The organism is Capilliphycus salinus ALCB114379 (assembly GCF_047276495.1).
Lineage (GTDB): Bacteria > Cyanobacteriota > Cyanobacteriia > Cyanobacteriales > Microcoleaceae > Capilliphycus > Capilliphycus salinus.
The window spans coordinates 909373-929426 of the sequence record NZ_CP178543.1 but is presented as its reverse complement, the minus strand read 5'-3'; the positions used below and the strand labels follow the sequence as shown (position 1 = coordinate 929426).

The 20054-nt window shown below is 44.1% G+C and carries 8 protein-coding genes, 1 other RNA gene and 1 pseudogene; 5 read left to right on the top strand and 5 right to left on the bottom strand.

The genetic code is table 11. The features are described 5' to 3' along the window. Positions 1 to 186 precede the first annotated feature (186 nt). From ispG to ACL6C3_RS03840, 3 genes are all read right to left on the bottom strand, one after another. Positions 187 to 1410: a (E)-4-hydroxy-3-methylbut-2-enyl-diphosphate synthase gene (gene ispG, locus ACL6C3_RS03850; protein ID WP_413165503.1), complete on the bottom strand. Its 1224-nt coding sequence runs from the start codon at positions 1408 to 1410 to the stop codon at positions 187 to 189. Between the two features lie 315 nt (positions 1411 to 1725). Next, on the bottom strand, positions 1726 to 2472 hold the full coding sequence (locus ACL6C3_RS03845; RefSeq protein WP_413165502.1) for a glucose 1-dehydrogenase: 747 nt from the start codon (positions 2470 to 2472) through the stop codon (positions 1726 to 1728). Positions 2473 to 3147: 675 nt separating this feature from the next. Then, complete coding sequence (locus tag ACL6C3_RS03840; RefSeq protein WP_413165500.1) at positions 3148 to 5886, bottom strand: valine--tRNA ligase; 2739 nt, start codon at positions 5884 to 5886, stop codon at positions 3148 to 3150. Positions 5887 to 6052: 166 nt separating this feature from the next. Here ACL6C3_RS03840 and ACL6C3_RS03835 point away from each other — a divergent pair, with 166 nt between their 5' ends. The 3 genes from ACL6C3_RS03835 to ACL6C3_RS03825 all read left to right on the top strand — a co-directional run bounded on the left by ACL6C3_RS03835 (position 6053) and on the right by ACL6C3_RS03825 (position 8277). Then, positions 6053 to 6559 carry a hypothetical protein gene (locus ACL6C3_RS03835; RefSeq protein ID WP_413165499.1) on the top strand — a complete coding sequence of 169 codons (507 nt, stop codon included), beginning with the start codon at positions 6053 to 6055 and terminating at the stop codon, positions 6557 to 6559. A gap of 408 nt (positions 6560 to 6967) precedes the next feature. Further along, positions 6968 to 7157: non-coding RNA, 6S RNA (ssrS, locus tag ACL6C3_RS03830), on the top strand. 166 nt (positions 7158 to 7323) lie between these two features. Then, a complete protein-coding gene (locus ACL6C3_RS03825; RefSeq protein ID WP_413165498.1) occupies positions 7324 to 8277 on the top strand; it encodes a GDSL-type esterase/lipase family protein in 954 nt (317 codons plus the stop codon). Between the two features lie 420 nt (positions 8278 to 8697). On the opposite strand, the gene ACL6C3_RS03820 is transcribed toward ACL6C3_RS03825, so the two are convergent. Next, positions 8698 to 8901 carry a hypothetical protein gene (locus ACL6C3_RS03820; RefSeq protein ID WP_413165497.1) on the bottom strand — a complete coding sequence of 68 codons (204 nt, stop codon included), beginning with the start codon at positions 8899 to 8901 and terminating at the stop codon, positions 8698 to 8700. A 419-nt stretch (positions 8902 to 9320) separates the two neighbouring features. Between ACL6C3_RS03820 and ACL6C3_RS03815 the strand changes: the two genes are divergently transcribed. Beyond that, positions 9321 to 13805 (top strand): Calx-beta domain-containing protein, encoded by a 4485-nt coding sequence (locus ACL6C3_RS03815; protein WP_413165495.1) that lies wholly within the window; start codon positions 9321 to 9323, stop codon positions 13803 to 13805. A 127-nt stretch (positions 13806 to 13932) separates the two neighbouring features. On the opposite strand, the pseudogene ACL6C3_RS03810 reads toward ACL6C3_RS03815, so the two are convergent. After that, positions 13933 to 16096, bottom strand: a pseudogene (locus ACL6C3_RS03810) (polyribonucleotide nucleotidyltransferase). A 686-nt stretch (positions 16097 to 16782) separates the two neighbouring features. On the opposite strand from ACL6C3_RS03810, the gene ACL6C3_RS03805 reads away from it, so the two are divergent. Further along, the gene (locus ACL6C3_RS03805; protein ID WP_413165494.1) at positions 16783 to 19971 is read left to right on the top strand and encodes a DEAD/DEAH box helicase; all 3189 of its coding nucleotides are present in this window, start codon (positions 16783 to 16785) and stop codon (positions 19969 to 19971) included. The last annotated feature ends 83 nt before the right edge of the window (positions 19972 to 20054 follow it).

Below are 20054 nucleotides of genomic sequence, written 5' to 3'. Positions count from 1 at the left end.
TATCTACAACCGCAAGGGGATATCACAGATAGCAAAGAAAGAGACAAGCCAACAGTAACACCAATCTCTAGACCCCTCTAGTTATATGCTACAGTTTACCGCTTGGCTAAGGGCAATCTGTATAACGGATAACTGGAATAGAATTGGATCGGTTATCACTTTGTCCTGTCTCTTTAATTAATTTAACTAGGGATCGATCCAACGTCCATCGGCTTTGATTAAATTAATTAATTCTTCAACTCCTTTGTCTTCTGGTACTTTTTTGACTTCTTCTCGTCCGCGATATAACGAGATATAACCCGGTTGTTTCCCAACATAACCGTAGTCCGCATCTGCCATTTCGCCGGGACCATTAACAATACAACCCATCACCGCAATATCCAAACCGGTTAAATGTTTGGTTGCTTCTCGAACCTTGTGTAACACATCTTCGAGGTTAAACAATGTTCGACCGCAAGATGGACAGGCGACGTATTCCACCATCGTTTTTCGCAGTCCCAACGCTTGCAAAATACTATAACAAACGGGGATTTCTTTTTCCGGCGCTTCGGTTAAAGAAACGCGAATCGTGTCGCCAATTCCTTCGGCTAATAACGTACCAATACCTGCGGTAGATTTTATGCGACCGTATTCGCCATCTCCCGCTTCGGTGACGCCCAAATGCAAGGGATAATCCATTCCCAATTCATCCATCCGTTTCGCCATTAATCGATAGGCTGCTAACATCACCGGAACCCGAGATGCTTTTAAAGAAATCACCAAATTTTGAAAATCCAAAGATTCACAAATCCGGATAAATTCTAACGCCGATTCGACCATTCCTTCGGGAGTATCGCCGTATGTAAATAGCATTCGTTCGGCTAAAGAACCGTGATTGACTCCAATCCGCATCGCTTTCCCTTGATCCCGCAAGGAAACCACCAACGGTTCTAAGGTTTCTCGAATTTTATCCCCAATTTCATCAAATTCGGCTTGAGTGTATTCGCTGCGATCAGATTTGGGTTTTTCAAACACATATAACCCCGGATTGATGCGAACTTTATCAACGTGTTTGGCAACTTCTAGGGCGATTTTCATCCCATTATGATGAACATCCGCCACCAACGGAACAGGTTGATAAGTTTGGGCGAGTTTTTGTTTAATATCTCCGACCGCTTTGGCGTGACCCACACTCGGCACCGTTACCCGGACAATTTCGCAGCCGATTTCATGTAAACGACGAATTGCCGCTACAGAACCGTCTATATCCATTGTATCTTCGTTAATCATCGATTGCACGACGACCGGATGACCGCCGCCAATGGTGACATTTCCGACTGTCACGGGACGGGTTTTGCGACGATGAATCATCGTATCAACAGCAGGTTGAGAAGGGGTTGAATCTTCAGTGGGACGGGGTAGAGTTTGCATAGTTGAGTTGTCGTTTGCTGTAGCAGAGATTTCAAAATATTTTTTCTCCTACTGATTAGGTTGCCACAGAAGTGGCGCTTGTGGGAGAGGTCTTTTACAGTCACCAGTCACCCTCCGGGTTCAGCAGTTGCTCCTTGATGGAAACCACCAAGACCGCACTGCAACACCCGTCACCAGTCACCAGTGAAGAGGGAACAGTTATCAGTCACCAGTGATGTAGGGGCGGGTTCGGTCCAAATCTATATCTTCCCCTGCAAAACTGTTATAAACCCGCCCCTAAGCAGTTAGCAGTTTTTGGAGTAGCTTAAATTGATTTTAGACATAAATCATTTTGTGGGTCATTCCTCCATCAACGACAACGTTTATACCGGTGATAAAAGTTGCTTCTTCTGAAGCTAAATACACCACCATTGCTGCAATATCTTTCGGCTGTCCGACCCGTCCAACCGGATGCTGTTGGTGATCTTCGGGTCTGAGTTGAGATTGTTGTTCTTCTGAGGTGATAATCCAACCGGGACTCACACAATTAACTCGAATATTCGGCCCCAAACTATTCGCTAAAGCGTGAGTTAAAGCCACTAAACCGCCTTTAGCCGTTGAATAAATTTCGGTATTCGGTTCTGACATTAAACCCCGAGTTGAAGCAATATTGATAATTGTACCTTGATGTTTTCGTAAATGGGAAACCGCATATTTTGTGCAGAGAAAAGCACCCGTTAGATTAACCGTTAACACTTGATGCCAACTGTCTAAACTTAACTGTTCAATCGGTTCGTTTTCCGGGTCGGAAATTGCCGCATTATTCACTAAAATATCCAAACGCCCAAATAATTCTATCGTTTGATGGATGGCAGTTTTAACGGATTCTTCGTTAGAAATATCGGTTTGAATAAACTTAATTTCTCCCAACTCACTCAATTCCGTTTCTGTGGAGTTTCCCGCTTCCGAATCAATTTCTGCAATAACAACGTTTACCCCAACTTTGAGAAGACGTTGGGCGATCGCTTTCCCAATTCCCCGACCGCCACCCGTAACAATAGCAACTTTATTTTTAAAACTCATAATAATTCAATTTACTGGCTGTTATTCGTTTTTTACACTATTGTTAAAATATTATCTACCCTCGGAAGACATAATTTTAAACCTTACCTTTTTATCGAAAAAATCATCAATGTAGGCTTGGCTTTAATTCTAATATTGGGGTGGGGGCGGGTTTAGTTCAATCTCTGATTTGTATTATAGATCTTGTCGAACCCGCCCCTACAATAAATAAATAAAAGGAATAAAAACCGGGTTTCTCAGAGTCTATGTAAGGGCGTGTAGGGGCGCAAGGCTTGCGCCCTTTTTTGCGCCCTTTTTTGCGCCCTCTGATGCGTCGTTTCATTCTAATATTGAGGGGCGGGTTTAGTTCAATCTGTAATTTGTATTATAAATCTTGCAGAACCCGCCCCTACGCCCTTTTTTTGCTTTAATTCTAATATTGGGGTGGGGGCGGGTTTAGTTCAATTTCTGATTTGTATTATACATCTTGCCGAACCCGCCGTTACACCCTTTTTTGGCTTTAATTCTAATATTGGGGTGGGGGCGGGTTTAGTTCAATTTCTGATTTGTATTATACATCTTGCCGAACCCGCCCCTACAATAATTCTATTACAATCTAGAGGATGATGGGTCAATTTTCATCAGTTATTGAATTAGACAATTAACTGCTTTGTTTGACCCATCCTACGGGATGAATTAGGAATTGGACTGAAGTTGTTGTAAACGTTCGCGTAAAATTGACCCTTGTTTTTCCGCTTCAGCCAACGAATCTCTCGCCGCTTGAACAACTTCCGGGTCAGCTTTATCAACGAAATTCTTATTGCTTAACCGCTTAGAAATCGACTCAATTTCTTTTTCCACTTTCGCCAATTTCTTCTCGGTTCGTTGCTGTAAACTGGCAATATCAACCACACCCGCCAACGGAATTAACGCTTGAATTGTACCGATAACACCCGCTATGGTTTGACCCAAATCTTCGGGTAAATTCTCGGTAATTTTCAACGTTTCAATCTTCACCAAATCCTTGAGATAATCCTCACCTTTAGTCAAAATATCCCGTTCTTTGGCACTTTCACTTTGCAGAATAGCGGTAACTTTTACTTTGGGTTTAATATCCGCATCCGCCCGCAGATTTCTTAACGTCCGAATAGTTCCAAAAATCAACTCAAATTCGGTTTCAAGTTCATCATTAATTAAACCCGTTTCTAACTGCGGATAGGACTGAACCGCCAAACAATCTTCTTCCCCCGTTTGAGTTAAAGTATGCCAAATTTCCTCAGTGATATGAGGCATAAACGGATGCAACAGCTTCAGAATTCCCTCCAAAACGTAGGCTAAAGTTTGTTGGGCGACCAGTTTTGATTCTGCATTTTCGCCCTGCAAACGGGGTTTAACCAGTTCAATATACCAGTCACAAAAATCACCCCAGATGAACTCATATTGTTCTCTGGCTGCTTCTCCCAACCCGTAACTTTCCAGATAATCAGAGGTTTGTTTAACGGTTTTATGGAAACGAGACAATATCCATTTATCGCACAATTCTAACTTTTCGCTATCCGGTTTTCCTAACGCTTGGGGCGTTTTTCCCTCCAAATTCATCATTACAAACCGGGAAGCATTCCAAATTTTATTGGTAAAGTTCCGCGACGCTTCAACGGAAGCCGATTCATCTTTTTCGCGGTCATATTCTAGGCGAATATCCTGACCCGCCCCGATAACTTCTTTAATCAGTGTATAACGAACCGCATCCGTTCCATATTTATTAATCAGCAATAGCGGATCAATCCCATTTCCGGCAGTTTTTGACATTTTCTTGCCGTTTTCATCGAGGATTAACCCGTGAATATAAACGGTTTTAAACGGCATTTTATTCATAAAATATCCCGCCATCATCGTCATTCGGGCGACCCAAAAGAAGATAATATCAAAACCCGTTGATAACGTATTTGTGGGGAAATAAGTTGCTAAATCTGCCGTTTCTTGCGGCCATCCCAACGTTGAAAACGGCCACAAACCGGAAGAAAACCAAGTATCCAATACATCGGGTTCCTGTTGCAGTTTAACGTCTTTGCCAAATTTTTCGGTGGCTTTTTTAACGGCTTCTGCTTCGGTTTTGGCAACAACAAACGGCGTGTTATCGGTAATTTCTCCGTCGGTTTCGCTAACCGCATACCAAGCCGGAATTTGATGTCCCCACCACAATTGACGGGAAATACACCAATCTTCTAATTTTACCAACCAATCCCGATAAACCTTCATCCAACGTTCGGGAACAAAACCGGGATTATCTTCGTTATCGAGACAATTTAACGCCTTATCCGCGAGGGGGCGAATTTTAACAAACCACTGAGTTGATAATAGCGGTTCGATGGGAACTTTTCCGCGATCGCTGTAGGGAACGCTGTGTTTATAATCTTCTATTTTAACTAAAAATCCCTCTTTTTCCAACTGTTTGACCACATTTTTTCGGGCGACAAATCGATCTTGTCCCTCAAACATTCCGGCGTTTTCATTCAGCGAACCATTTTTATTTAAAATATTAATCATCGGCAGTTGATGACGCTGACCCATTTGAAAATCGTTCGGGTCGTGGGCGGGTGTAACTTTTACGCAACCCGTCCCAAATTCGGGGTCAACAAATTCATCGGCGACAATCGGAATTTCCCGGTTCATAATTGGTAAAGTTACCGTTTTTCCGATTAACTTTTTGTAGCGTTCATCGTTGGGATTGACTGCAACTGCGGTATCTCCCAACATGGTTTCGGGGCGAGTTGTTGCGACTTCAACATAACCGTTCCCTTCGGTTAAGGGATAGCGAAAATGCCACAAATTGCCGTTAACTTCTTTATTTTCGACCTCAACATCCGACACCGCCGACTCGCTAGCCGGACACCAATTTACCATATATTGACCGCGATAAATTAGCCCGTCTTCGTACAACCGAACAAAGGCTTCAATCACCGCATTCGCCAAGCCTTCATCGAGGGTAAAACGTTCTCGCGTCCAGTCGGCTGAAATTCCCAAACGTCGCAGTTGTCCGGTAATTGTACCGCTAGATTGTTCTTTCCATTCCCAAGCCCGTTCTAAAAATTTATCTCGTCCCAAGTCAAAACGGGTTTTTCCTTCTTCTTTTAGCTGTCGTTCGATAACGCTATGAACCGCAATACTAGCATGATCGGTTCCGGGAAGATAGAGGGTATTGTAGCCCTTCATGCGATGATAACGAATCAGGGTATCAATCAAGGAATTATTGAAAGCGTGACCCATGTGAAGGCTTCCCGTAACGTTGGGAGGCGGAATCATAATACAATAGGGTTCACCGGGATGGTTGGGGTCAGCTTTGAAGGTTTGTTTCTCTTCCCAGTAACTTTGCCATTTGGCTTCGGTGGTGAACGGGTCGTATTTGCTTGGGAGGTTGGGGATAGTTGAGGTCATGGGCGATAATCGCAGACAATGTTAACGTTTTGAATTGCTCTTAACATTTTGCCACAAAGCTTGAAAACCGAGAGACTTTATCTTGAATTTTTCAACTTTTACGGAAATTTCTACTTACTGTTGTAGAGGATGGAGATGTTCAGATGATTTTTTAGTCTGGGTTAATATGTTTAGAAAATTATCGTTTTTTACGCTTATTTCTGTGGGTTTGGCTGTGAGTCTTGGCGGTTTTGCCATTCATCGGGCGAACTCTCAAAACCAAACCGATTCTAATATTTTTGATCCGGTAGAAATCCAACAAAAAAAACGGTTTATGGGGTTGGATGTGGTTAAGGTTGATCTTCGTCCTTTTGGTGAAAATCGTTGGGTTGGGGAGGTAACGTTTGACGGCGAAGTAACGGTTAGTGGAACTTACAAGCCGAATACTTTAATCGGTGACAGTCAACAGGGGAGTCCTTGTTTCTACGTTGATAAACGCACAGAAAACCAACTCCCTCGGTTAAAGGGAGATGAACGGTTTATGTGGTTTTGTTTTAATAATTCTCCAGCGGTTTTAGAGGCGTTGGGAACGGTTGAAAAAGATGTTAAAATTGTGATTGATGACTACAAAACGATTTATATTCCGAGCGATGTTACCAATACAGCAACGTTTGTGCGTTCGGTTTCTCGCTAGTTAAAAATTACACCTCAGCTATTTCTTTCTAATTACCGCCTCACCCGTCACCTGTGTTGTAGGGGCGGGTATTTACAGTCACCAGTCACCCTTCGGGAACGTCCGTTGCTTCTCGACGGAAACCGCCAAGTCAGCACTGCCTCACCAGTCACCAGTCACCAGTTGTTTCAGTTGTCAGTTAACAGTTTTTCCCGACTCCTGAACTTCTGACTTCTGACTTCTGACTTCTGACTTCTTACCTCCCCACCTCCCCATCTCCCCAACTCCCAACTCCCAACACCCAACTCCCGACACCCAACACCCAACTCCCGACACCCAACTCCCAACACCCAACTCCCAACACCCAATCCGTGAATGAGTAAATTTACCTCTCCACAGTTTAAAAAGAATCGTTATAATAGGAAACAGGTTCCGCTGCGGCGTTGGTGACTGCCTATATGTTTTTTTGATCTGTAAATCTCAGTATCCGGGAACCAGAGAAACTTTGAGTGGCAGTAGACCGGACTTAGTATCCGGAAACTTCAAGCTCAACAAAGGTACCCACCTAAAAGGCATATTGAGGTCAAAAACTGGGGTAAGACGGCGCTGCGGTAAGCCTAATTTCTCTACAATAGAACGATACAACCCCGTTTAGGTGTTTTTCACTCCTGAACAGTCTACAATTGGACAAGAACAGTTTAAGGTTTTTAAAAATTTTAAGTTTTGGGAGGATTTAAGCCAGTGCAATGCTAAGATTGGCTTAAATTTTTTTATGTTTTATTCTTATGTCTGTCCCAAAAACGGGTTTGGAAATGTATCAACAGCGGGTTATCGCCGTCTACAACAAACAATTATACACCCGTTTACCTTCTAATGGTTTTACTCCCCTTTCTAAAGACTGGATACGGGTTTTTCAAGATGAAGCCCAACTGGTCAAAGAAGTTATGGCTTCTCAAGATTATTCTACCCGGTTGGCGGTTTTGTTGGGGGATTCTTTGAGTATGTGGTTCCCCACCGCTTTGCTTCAGGAAGGGAGATTTTGGCTAAATCAAGGAATTTCTGGAGATACAACGGGAGGAATTTTAAAACGGTTGTTTGCGTTGGATGGGGTTGAACCGGATGTTATTTATATCTTGGCCGGCGTTAACGATTTAAAACTGAAAACTCCCCCCAACGTTATCCTAACAAACTATCAACGCATTTTGCAAGAATTACAACAAAAACATCCCAATTCTCGGATTGTCATTCAATCTTTATTTCCGACATCGCTACCCAGTCCAATTTTATCGTTTACCATTCCCAACGCTCAAATTTTGCAACTCAATCAAGACTTGAAATTCTTGGCTCAACAATCAAATGTAACCTATTTAGATTTGAATCCTCGTTTTAGCGATAACTCGGGAAATTTGCGTTCAGAATTGACAACCGACGGCTTACATTTGACTCCTGCGGGTTATCAGGTTTGGCAATTTGCACTGAATCAAAGCGAATCTCGGTTAACGAAAGGACGGGATGAAAAATATCAAAAATGGCTGCAATCTTCCCCCGAATTTACGTTAAATGGAAAATCCTATCGTTGGGTTTCTTATACTGTTAAACCGGGAGATACGTTAAAAACTATTGCTTTCCAAACTTTTGGAACAGACGAATTTGACTACTGCGATTTAATTGCAATCCGAAATCAGCTTAATTCCGAGTCCGTTCAAAACTATCAAACCCTAGAAATTCCGACCCTATAATTCCAAAAATAATCACAAGAAATCATTTCATTTCCGACTCATCAATAATCATGCTGTAGGGGCGGGTTTTTACAGTTTACAGTTATACAGTTATCAGTTACCAGTTTTTACAGTTATCAGTTATCAGTTTTTACAGTTATCGCGGGTTACTGGTCACTGTTGAGGGCGGGTTTATGTCTATTATTTCTAGGAAAACATAGATTGACTCGCAACCTGAACGATACCTGTTCACTGTTCACCGTAAACTGTTTAAACCCGCCCCACCTGATAACACCAATTCATCAATCGAACATCATACAATTCCAAAAATGTAAAAACAGACCAGAAACCTATCTCTTGAAAAATCAGCCCTCTAAAGTTTGAGAAGCCTGTAGGTTTCCAGTCGGCTTTTGGGTTTTGAAACAGTTTTTAAGGATTAATTTATACAGACATCGAACTGGCTTGTCGAGAAGCCATTTTCTCAAAATAAGCCTGAGTTTGTTGTAACATTTGCTCGCGGCTATCTTGACCCTCTTGAGTCAATGCGGGAACTAAGTTACGAGCCTGCAACGTCATGTGAAGTTGGAGGTCAGCCACGTACTCGCTGACATCGTGACGCAGTGAACAGGATGGATATTGTGTCATCTGTGGATTCAAAGGGTTCTCCTCGTGAACGGTCAACTGCAATCGGTAACACCCCTAGACAGTATCATGCAAAACTGGCTTTCTCGTCAAATGCTTAACGATCTGTAATCCTAAGTATCAAAGTCATTTATACTCTGTTACATTTGAGCCGACGAAAGCAGACGAAAAGCCAGGACTGGGAGACCCGGGAATGATTCGGAGTCAAAAAAATGTTAACAGCAAAACCAATTGTGGGTATGCTGAGAACAATTTTAAACACACCGATGTGACTTCCCCAATAACGCAAGAGTTGAGTCAGACGGGACGTCGAGACTTATGGCTTCTCCGACATCCGACCGGCTCCCAATTGTGTTAATTTTTACAACGAGTTCCACAGTATTGACATTTGAAGCGTTTACCTGTTTACTGACACCACTTTTATGGCTAATCTTATTGGTACTGCTAACCCAGACCTACTCGAAGGAACACTTGAGGCTGACCTCATCGAAGGACTCGAAGGCGATGATACCCTAATTGCTTTTCTGGGTAACGATACCCTACAAGGGAACTCAGAGAATGATTCCATATTGGGAGGTCGAGATAATGACTTCTTAGAAGGGGGTCAGGGAGATGACTCGGTATTTGGAGAGTTGGGAAATGATACCGTCGCCGGCGATGAAGGAAATGATTTATTATTCGGTAACGAAGGCGATGACTTTCTCAGCGATATTGGCGGAAATGATATTTTCTATGGCGGTCAAGGGAATGATACAATTCTCAATTTAGAAGGGGATGACCAACTCTTTGGCGATCGCGATAATGATATCCTTTATACAGGTTTGGGGTTAAATATCCTCACCGGAGGAGGCGGAGCGGACTTATTTGTAATTGGTCGCCAACTCAATGGCGGTTTAACCGATATTATTACCGATTTCCGAGCCGGATTTGATTTGATCGCCTTAACAGATGACTTAGAATTTGAAGATTTAGAATTCGTACAAACCGGAAATAACACGACAATTATTGAGCGGGAAACCCGAGAAGAACTTGCGATTTTAGAAGGGATTCCCCGAAATAGTCTGGTCGAATCGAACTTTACAAAATCTATCCAAACCATCACTTCAGTTCTTGAATTTAGCGAACAATTTATTAATATCCAAGAAAATCAAACTTCGGCTTCTATAGAAATAGGCATTCAACGAACCGGCTCTCCTTTCAACACAGTGGGAGCCACATTATTGTTATCAGAAGACAACGCTTCATCCGACGATTTAGACTTTCCCTCCGCCGGAATAGAGGTGGTTTTCGCGCCTTTTGAAACCTTCAAACGAGTCACCATTCCCATCAACAACGACGAAGAATTTGAGGGAGACGAATCGATTAGTTTGCGGTTAATCGATCCGATTGGAGGCGCCGCCATTGGGGGACAAAACGAATTTTTTATTAATATAGAAGACGACGACCGACCCCCCGCACCGCCGGAACCGCCGCCCAGTCCCACCCCCGAAGACGATTTACCCGTCCTTCCTCCGACTCCTCCCATTACCCCCTCAACGGTATCGGTATCGGTATCGCCGACAGCAGTACCCGAAGATCAAGGTCAGCCCTTAGTTTATACGTTTACACGTTCGAGCGGTTCTCTGGCGACAGGGATTATCGTTGACTTTTCCGTCGGTGGAAATGCCGAGTTGGGAACAGATTACACTGTAAGCGGGGCTTTGGATTTTTCAGAAGAATCAGGACGGGTGATACTTTCCCCCAATTCTTCAGCGACTCAAATCACCCTAACCCCCATCGCCAATAATATCTTTGAAGCCGATAAAACCATTGAATTAACCGTCGCCGAGTCCGGAACGCTCTACCAAGCCGATCCCAATAATTCCTCGGTAACAGGTACAATTGTCAACGATGATGATCCGCCCGATCCGCCCGTTTATGACTTTACAGAAGCTCAGTTTATTGGCGTAGAAGGCGATCCGGACAATCCTCAACGGGCTGAAATTGTCGTTCGGCGATCGGCAGATGTGGATTTACAGTCCCGGGTTGATGTTATATTAACCGACGGTACCGCAGTTGCAGGAACCGATTACGAGACTCCCCCCCAACCCACTCCGGTTGTCTTTTCACCGGGAGAAACCGAAAAAACCGTTTTTGTCGATCTGATTCCCAACCTGGAGGAACAACCCGCCAGAAGTCTCAATCTCAGCTTTGGGAACTTCGAGATTATCACCGAAGATGGTAATCTCATTCAAGGGGGACAAGCCGGCGTCAACAACCCCAGCGCCACCCTCACCATTAACGACGACGACGGCGCCACCACCTACGAATTTACCAACTCGTTATTTACCACCTCCGAAGGGAATGCTTTAAATACCGTTAACGTCGTTGAAATCATTCGTTCTGGACGGCTTGATCCTTCTTCGGTGACGGTAAACTTGCAAGGGACTAATAATGCTTCACCGAATGTAGACTTTGCCGATGGCCCGATTACAATTAATTTTGCAGCCGATCAAAATATTGCAACGGTTCCTATTGAAATTATCGGAAACACCACCGCACAGCCTAACAAAACCGTCAGGTTGTCTCTGGCGCCGGGTGAGGGCGAAAATATCGGAACGGAGAACCCCGTCGCCGATTTAATTATCGTTGATGATGATGATATTCCCACCTACGATTTTACCACCAATCAATACACGGCCAGCGAAGAAGACGGGACGACTCAAGTTGTAACGGTTCTTCGGGGTGGAAATGCGACAGAAGCGTCATCAGTGGATGTGGTTCTCACCGCCGCCGCAGCTAACGGCGCTATACCTGGAGAAGATGTTACACCGGAACGAATTACGGTTAACTTTGCTCCCGGTGAAACCTCTCAAACGATTTCTTTGGATATCCTAGACGATACCATCGAAGAAGAAGCCGAAACGGTGAATTTGACTTTGGAAAACTTCGCCCCCGAAGGACAAACCGGTAGCACTTTCCCGACTGCGAATTTGGTGATTTTAGATAATGATTCGCCTCCGGTTTATAATTTTGTTCAGCCCACTTTTACCGCTGTTGAAGGCAACGGTCCGAATACAACGAATGTGGTTGTTGTTCAACGTTCCGGGGAAATTAGCAATGCTTCTCGGGTGGATGTGGTTTTGACTGAAGGAACAGCCGCCCCGGGTCGAGATTATACTGAGGGTCCGATTACAATTAATTTTGGACCGAATGAAGACACTCAAACCGTACCGATTCAAATTTTAGGGGATGTTTTGGTCGAAAATGATGAAACTCTTGAGTTGAGTTTTGACAATTTTATTGTAATTGGTGATAGTGGTCAGGAAATTGAAGCCGGACGAGCGGGAACTTTGCAACCGGAATCGGTTTTAATCATTGAAAATGATGATACTCCCACAATTTCAATTACCGCTACTCAACCCCAGGCTATTGAAGCCGATCTCAGTCGTGAAATTGAGGCTCAAAATGGTATATTTCGGATTCAGCGATCGCCAGAAGCGGCTAATCCCTTAACGGTTAATTTAACGGTTTCTGGGAATAAATTGTTGTTAGATGGGCAAGATTATGCACTGCAAGTTGGTCAAAATACTGTTCCGATTGAGGTCGATCCAGAAACGAATACCGGAACCGCAACGGTAACTATTCCGGTCGATCAATTGTTTGTAGATGTGGCGTTAGTTCCGGTTGATGATCCGCAAGCCGAAGCCGATGAATCTCTGACGTTAGAAATCGCAGAAATCGACGATTCTGGATATGTAATTGATTCGGAAAATAATCGGGCAACGGTGACGATTTTGCAAAATGATACGCAAGTTACCCGGTTAACCGATAGCGATCAAATTAATGATGAACAGGCTTATTTTAATGCGGTTGAAGGTTCGTTACGACAGGCGTTAATTAATGCGGAAGCTTTTGAGGGTGACAATACAATTACTTTTGCTCCTCAAGGTGCTGGCGCTAATAATACCATTAATTTGGTTGCCGCCTTACCCAATATTAACAGCAATATTACTTTTGATGGCCCCGGTGCGAATTTACTCACCGTTCAACGCAGCCAGGAGGAAGGTATTCCTAATTTCCGCATTTTTACAATTAATGGCGGAAATGTCACCTTTGAAGGTTTAACGATTGCCAATGGAATTGCACCCGGAACGAATTTTGATGATTCCGGTAACGTTCAAACCGGTAGCCGAGGCGGTGCAATTAATGTGACTTCCAGCAGCAGCACGGTCAATATTACTAATAGTGTTGTCACCGGAAGTCAAGCGAATAATGGCGGTGCAATTGCTAATTCGGGCCGATTAAATATTAGCAATAGCACGATTAGCAATAATATCGGGGTTAATGGTGGCGGTATTGTTGTGATTGATGGTTCTGTGAATGTTACTAATAGCACGATTGCTGGAAATACGGCCGATTTGGGCGGAGGAATTTTCAATTCAATTGCTTCGTTAACCCTCACAAATAGCACCGTTGCCCTCAACAATGCTAATAGCCGAGGCGGGGGAATTCGTAATATTGGGGGGAGTGTTAGTTTAAAGAATACTTTGGTTGCGGGTAACACTTTAGATACCACCAACCCAAATGCAAGCGAACCCGATTTATCCACTTCTACTGATTTTCCGGCCAATAGCGGTGGAAATAACTTAATTGGAGATGCGACCGGGGTGAATGGCTTGACAAACGGACAAAATGGTGATATTATCGGTGTCGATCCTAACGCTTTATTAATTGGTGAATTAGCCGATAACGGGGGATTGACTCCGACGATCGCATTGTTAGAAGGAAGTCCGGCGCTCGATGCGGGAAATGCCAACTTTTCGGGAGCGTTTACCAACCCCGGAGGCTTCGATCAGCGTCAGGTTGAACCGTTTAATCGTATTGTTGATGTGATCGATATCGGGGCGTTTGAATTCCAGGTTTAAGCGATCTAAAAACCCGGTTTCTCTGAGAAACCGGGTTTTTGGGGTCTAGGAAAAGTCCCTCACCCCACCCCCCTTTTTAAGGGGGGATTAAGGGGGGATTAAGAGGGAATCAGGAACAAATCAAACCTTACTTAACAACACCTCCGACAGCAGCAGCCTTAGCCGCCGCCGCTTCATCGGGGTGAATATTCAAGCGCGTCAGGTTAATCCGTCCTTTACTGTCAATTTCGCGAACCTTGACAATCACCTCATCGCCAATAGCGACTTCATCTTCCACCCGAGGAACCCGATAATCGGCCAATTGGGAAATGTGAATCATCCCTTCCTTACCGGGAAGCACCTCCACAAACGCCCCAATGGGAATAATCCGAGTCACGCGACCGACATAAACATCGCCTTCGTTGAGTTTGCGGGTCATCCCTTGAATAATCTGACAAGCCCGGGCCGCTTTATCGCTATCGGTCGAGGCAATCGTAACCGTCCCATCGTCATCGATATCAATTTTAACGCCGGTTTCCTCGGTAATCCCTTTAATCGTTTTTCCACCCGGCCCCGATCACCAAACCGATCAGATCCGGATCGATCTTCATGGTTAACAGACGGGGCGCAAACGGAGACAAATCGGAACGGGGTTTTTGAATCGCCTCCAGCATACTTTCTAAAATATGGAGACGGGCGGGTTTGGCTTGATGAATGGCTTCGGCAATTGTCTTGATAGACAAGCCGGTGATCTTCATATCCATTTGCAGGGCGGTAATTCCGCTATCGGTTCCCGCAACTTTGAAGTCCATATCGCCCAAAAAGTCCTCAATTCCCTGAATATCGGTGAGAATGCGAACTTCTTCGCCTTCTTTAATTAAACCCATCGCCGCCCCACTCACGGGTTTAGAAATGGGTACCCCCGCATCCATCAGCGAAAGCGTCGAACCGCAGACCGAACCCATCGAAGTGGAACCGTTAGAAGATAACACTTCCGAAACCACCCGAATCACGTAGGGAAACTGATCCTTAACGGGTAACACCGGTAACAGGGCCCGTTCGGCTAAAGCCCCGTGACCGATTTCCCGTCTTCCTGGCGCCCGCATCGGTTTGGTTTCGCCGACGGAATAGGGCGGGAAGTTGTAATGGTGCATATAGCGTTTTTCGTCTTGGGGGTGCAGGTCGTCCAAGTCTTGGGCGTCTCCGGGCGTTCCCAGAGTCGCGATCGATAAAACTTGGGTTAACCCCCGGTTAAACAAACCGCTTCCGTGAACCCGTTTCGGCAAAAATCCAACCCGACAGGATACCGGACGGACTTGATCGAGGGTTCGACCATCGACTCGGACTCCTTCTTGAAGGATCTGTTGTCGCATCAATTCGCGGGTGATGTCTTTGAAAATCCGGCTGATCGCTTTGGGGTCTTCGGTGGTGAGAACTTTTAACGGATCGTCTTCCGGTTTTTCGGCGATGGGTTCTTCGATTTGAGTGAGTTTGATTTCGTCTAAGTTGGTATCGCGCTCACTTTTTGTAAACTGATACTGAGTCAGAACTTGTTTAATCGGTTCGCTGCTCCGTTCGCGAATAAATTCTAACAGGGTTTGGTCTTCTTGGGGCGGTTCTCCCGGCCCGATGACGAGATTGAGTTCTTTGGCGATCTCTTGTTGGGCTTTAATTAAGTCACAAACCGCCTCATAACCAAAATCGATCGCTTCGATGATATCCTGTTCCGGGAGTTGGTTGGCTCCCGCTTCGACCATCACCACTCCCTCGGGGGAACCGGCGACCACCAGATCGAGATCTCCGTTTCTGACTTCTCGGTATGTAGGATTAATAATAAAATCATCCCCTAACAACCCGACTCGCACGGCAGCCATCGGCCCGTAAAAGGGGATTTCAGCCAAGACAACCGCCACCGACGCTCCCGTTACCGCCAACACATCCGGCGGCACTTGTTCGTCCATTGAGAGGGTTGTGGCGACTATTTGAATATCATCCCGAATCCAACCCGGTATCAGGGGACGTAGAGGACGGTCGATCAAACGGCTCGTCAGCGTGACCCGATCGGGCGGACGTCCTTCCCGACGCAGGAAACCCCCCGGAATTCTACCCCCTGCGTAAAGTCGTTCTTCATAGTCTACTAACAACGGCAGAAAATCGATTCCGGGTCTTCCTTCAGCACGAGTTGCAGTGACTAAAACTGATGTATCTCCCGACTCGATTAATACCGCTCCACCTGCCTGAGGCGCCAGTAATCCAATTTTCAGTCGAATATCCCGTCCATCAAAGGATATTGACTTGTCAATTTCTTCCATGTATGCTATTTCCTTCTCTTTTCACTATTCTATTGCGGTCACGAACAGAAAAAGTTTGGTATTCTCGACAACCTTTGCTTTTCTGTTTGGTACTGCTCTATACTCTAATGGCGGTAAGCTTCTCACCGAAGCACAGAGGATAGAGCCGATTGAGAGGAGGTTAGAATTCCCTCATCTCTCATTTTAGAAAAAACAGCCAATGAATGCCTGAGATCAGTATAATACCGAGTAAGAGGCGTTGCACCCGTTTGATCTGTCAGTCGAAAGTTTGGTGGACTGATTTTTTAGCATGGAGTTGCCCAAAGGGACTAGATTGGCATAATCTACTCAGTTGTATTCTTGCCATCCATTCTCCTTATTGGGATACTTGTTTGATGTTTGGGTTCTAGATCATGCTCGACTGTTCCTGGTTTAAGGTTCGCTAATTCAGAGATTCTGAGCTAGTTTATTGAATATAGTTGCACATTATACTAGATCGCAGACCCGTTGGTTAATCTGTCCCTACAGAATGCTTAAATACATTATATAGAAGCTTTTGGGTAACAGCCCGAGCGCCGGAACCGAACCAATCGATGATAATCTGTTGCTCAAGTTTACTCAATAATCAAATAATGAATTAATGGATGAAGTGGTGATTTAAACCAAGATGAGTTGATTGAAGTTGGAAGTCTGAGGATTAATTTTAAATGGCAATTTTACACGGAAGTTGGCTCCAGCAATCTACAAGTTCTTTCTTGATTTGGGCTGAAAACTGGCGTCGCATTACACCCAACGAATTTAAGACGGCTGATGGAATTTTGGATTATCCCTTTGCGTTAAGCGCGACCGAACTTAAAAAGGGGTTAAAGGAACAACAGTTATCGGTAGAAAGCAATCGAGTTGTTAGCGAAATTCTCGCCCTTCCCACTGAACTTTCTCAAAAAACCGGATTAAATCCCCTTCAGTCCAACCCTCAACTTGACTCGGAAAAACATTTAGAATCGGTTTGTCTTTATCCCTGGAAAATTGAAGGAATTTGTCTCAACAGTACAGAAGCCTTTGAGTTTTTACAATCCCTTCCTCTGGGAAACCTAACGACCGAAAACTCATTTTTAGGCTCGGATTTGCAGTTTTGGAGTCATCTTTCTCGCTGGAGTTTAGATTTACTCGCCCGCAGTAAATTTTTACCCAGTCTCACATCTAACCCCTCAAAAGATAGCGTTTTCGCCCAATGGAAACCCTTACTCGATAGCGCCACAGATCAAGCCCGATTAATTCGTTTTTCCAAACAAATCCCCTCCGCCTGTCGGATGTATCAACTTTATTCTACTTCTCAACCCAACAACACAAAAAACTACTTAGCCCTAGATTTACCCCCCAATCCCCAAACCTTAATCGAGGATTTTCTAACCGAAATTATTGACAGTCAAGTTAGAAAAGTTGCCCAAGAAAGCGAGAAAAAAGCCATCACAAACCTCACCGCCATTCAACCCGGCGTTCAAAGTTGGTTACACGCCTTAGCCAGTGACTCTCAGCACGTTCAATCCGAAAATTCCGAATTAGAACCCCTAGAAAAAATCCTCAAAAATTGGACGGCTCCCCTCCAACAAACCCTCGCCGAACATAACCTTTTTAGAACCGGTTTTCACCTTCTTCCCCCCGAAAAAAACGAGAAAAACTGGACGCTCGACTATTGCTTACAAGCCATCGACGAACCGGAATTTTTAGTAGACGCCCAAACCATTTGGACTCATCCCGTTGAAGCTTTTGTTCATAAGGGACGCACCATTAAACGCCCTCAAGAAACCCTCCTCAAAGGTTTAGGTTTAGCCTCAAAACTTTATCCTCTCCTCGAACCCAGTTTACAAGATGCTCGCCCTCATTCTTGTGTATTAACCCCTTTACAAGCCTACGAATTTATTAAAAGTGTCGCTTGGCGGTTTACCGATAGCGGTTTGGGAGTGATTTTACCCCCGAGTTTAGCCAGTCAAAATGGATGGGCGAACCGTTTAGGATTAAGTATTCAAGCGGCGACATCAAAATCAAAACAAAAGGGCGGTTTAGGATTAAATAGTCTGTTGAATTTTAAATGGGAATTATCCATCGGGGGTCAAACGTTATCCCAAACCGAATTTAACCGGTTAGTCGCCCAAGAAAGTCCGTTAGTTGAGGTCAATGGCGAATGGGTGGAGTTGCGTCCGTCGGATATTAAAGCCGCTCAAGCCTTCTTTTCGAGTCGCAAAGATAAACTTTCACTCACCCTTGAAGATGCTTTACGTTTATCAACCGGTGACTCGCAAATGGTGGAAAAATTACCCGTTGTTAACTTTGAAGCGGGAGGAAAATTAGAGGAACTTCTCAATACGTTAACCAATAATCGTTCGCTAGCAGAAATTAAAACTCCCAATAATTTTAAAGGAGAATTACGCCCCTATCAAGCCCGAGGAGTGAGTTGGTTAGCCTTTTTAGAAGAATGGGGTTTGGGCGCTTGTTTGGCGGACGATATGGGGTTGGGAAAAACCATAGAATTAATTGCATTTCTCCTTTATTTGCAGGAAAAAGAAAGCTTAGACGCTCCCGTTTTACTGGTTTGTCCGACTTCGGTTTTGGGAAATTGGGAACGAGAAGTTAAACGGTTTAGTCCGACGTTAAAAGTCACGGTTCATCACGGCGATAAACGCAAAAAAGGAAAATCCTTTACATCCTTCGCCCAAAAATATGATTTAATAATTACCAGTTACCCGTTAACGTTTAGAGATGAGAAAGAACTAAAAACCGTGACTTGGAAAGGATTGGTTTTGGATGAGGCTCAAAATATTAAAAATCCCGAGGCGAAACAATCAAAAACCGCGAGAAATTTAGAGGCGAATTTTAAAATCGCTCTCACAGGAACCCCGGTAGAAAACCGCCTATCAGAATTGTGGTCAATTATGGATTTTCTCAATCCTGGTTATTTGGGACAGAAACAATTTTTTCAGCGAAGATTTGCCATTCCGATTGAAAAATACGGCGATACAGACTCATTACAAACGTTGCGTTCTTTGGTTCAACCGTTTATTTTACGGCGTCTAAAAAGCGATAAAGATATTATCCAAGATTTACCCGAAAAACAGGAAAATACAGTCTTTTGTTCACTCTCAACCGAACAAGCTAGTCTATATCAAAAAATCGTCGATCAGTCGTTAGCGGAAATCGACTCAGCCGAAGGAATACAGCGTCGGGGGATGATTTTAGGCTTGTTGGTGAAGTTAAAACAAGTTTGTAACCATCCGATTTTATTAAATGGAAAGTCTACAAAAACCGGAAAAAACAAAATAGAAAATCAGAGTTTAAGCGCTCAAAGTTCGGGTAAATTACAACGGTTTAAAGAGATGCTGGAAGAATTGCTTTCCGAAGGCGATCGCGCTATCGTGTTTACTCAGTTTGCAGAGTGGGGAAAAATCTTACAACCCTATTTAGAACAACAATTAAACCGAGAAGTGTTATTCTTGTATGGCGCAACTCGGAAAAACAAACGGGAAGAAATGATTGATCGCTTTCAACAAGACCCGCAAGGGCCGCCGATTTTTATTTTATCATTAAAAGCGGGAGGTGTGGGATTAAATTTAACTCGCGCCAATCATGTTTTTCACTTTGACCGTTGGTGGAATCCTGCGGTAGAAAATCAGGCGACAGATCGGGTATTTAGAATCGGTCAAACGCGAAATGTACAGGTTCATAAATTTGTGTCAACGGGAACGTTAGAAGAAAAAATCCATGATTTAATCGAAAGTAAAAAAGCCTTGGCTGAACAAGTCGTGGGAGCGGGAGAAGATTGGTTAACGGAATTGGATACCGATCAGTTAAGAAATTTACTCATTCTTGACCGAAATTCGGTCATTGATGAAGAAGAATAATTCACCAGTTACCAGCATTTTTGGAAAATGTTCGGTCTCGCTCGCTCGACACCAACCTACAAAACCCATTTTCTTTTAGTAGG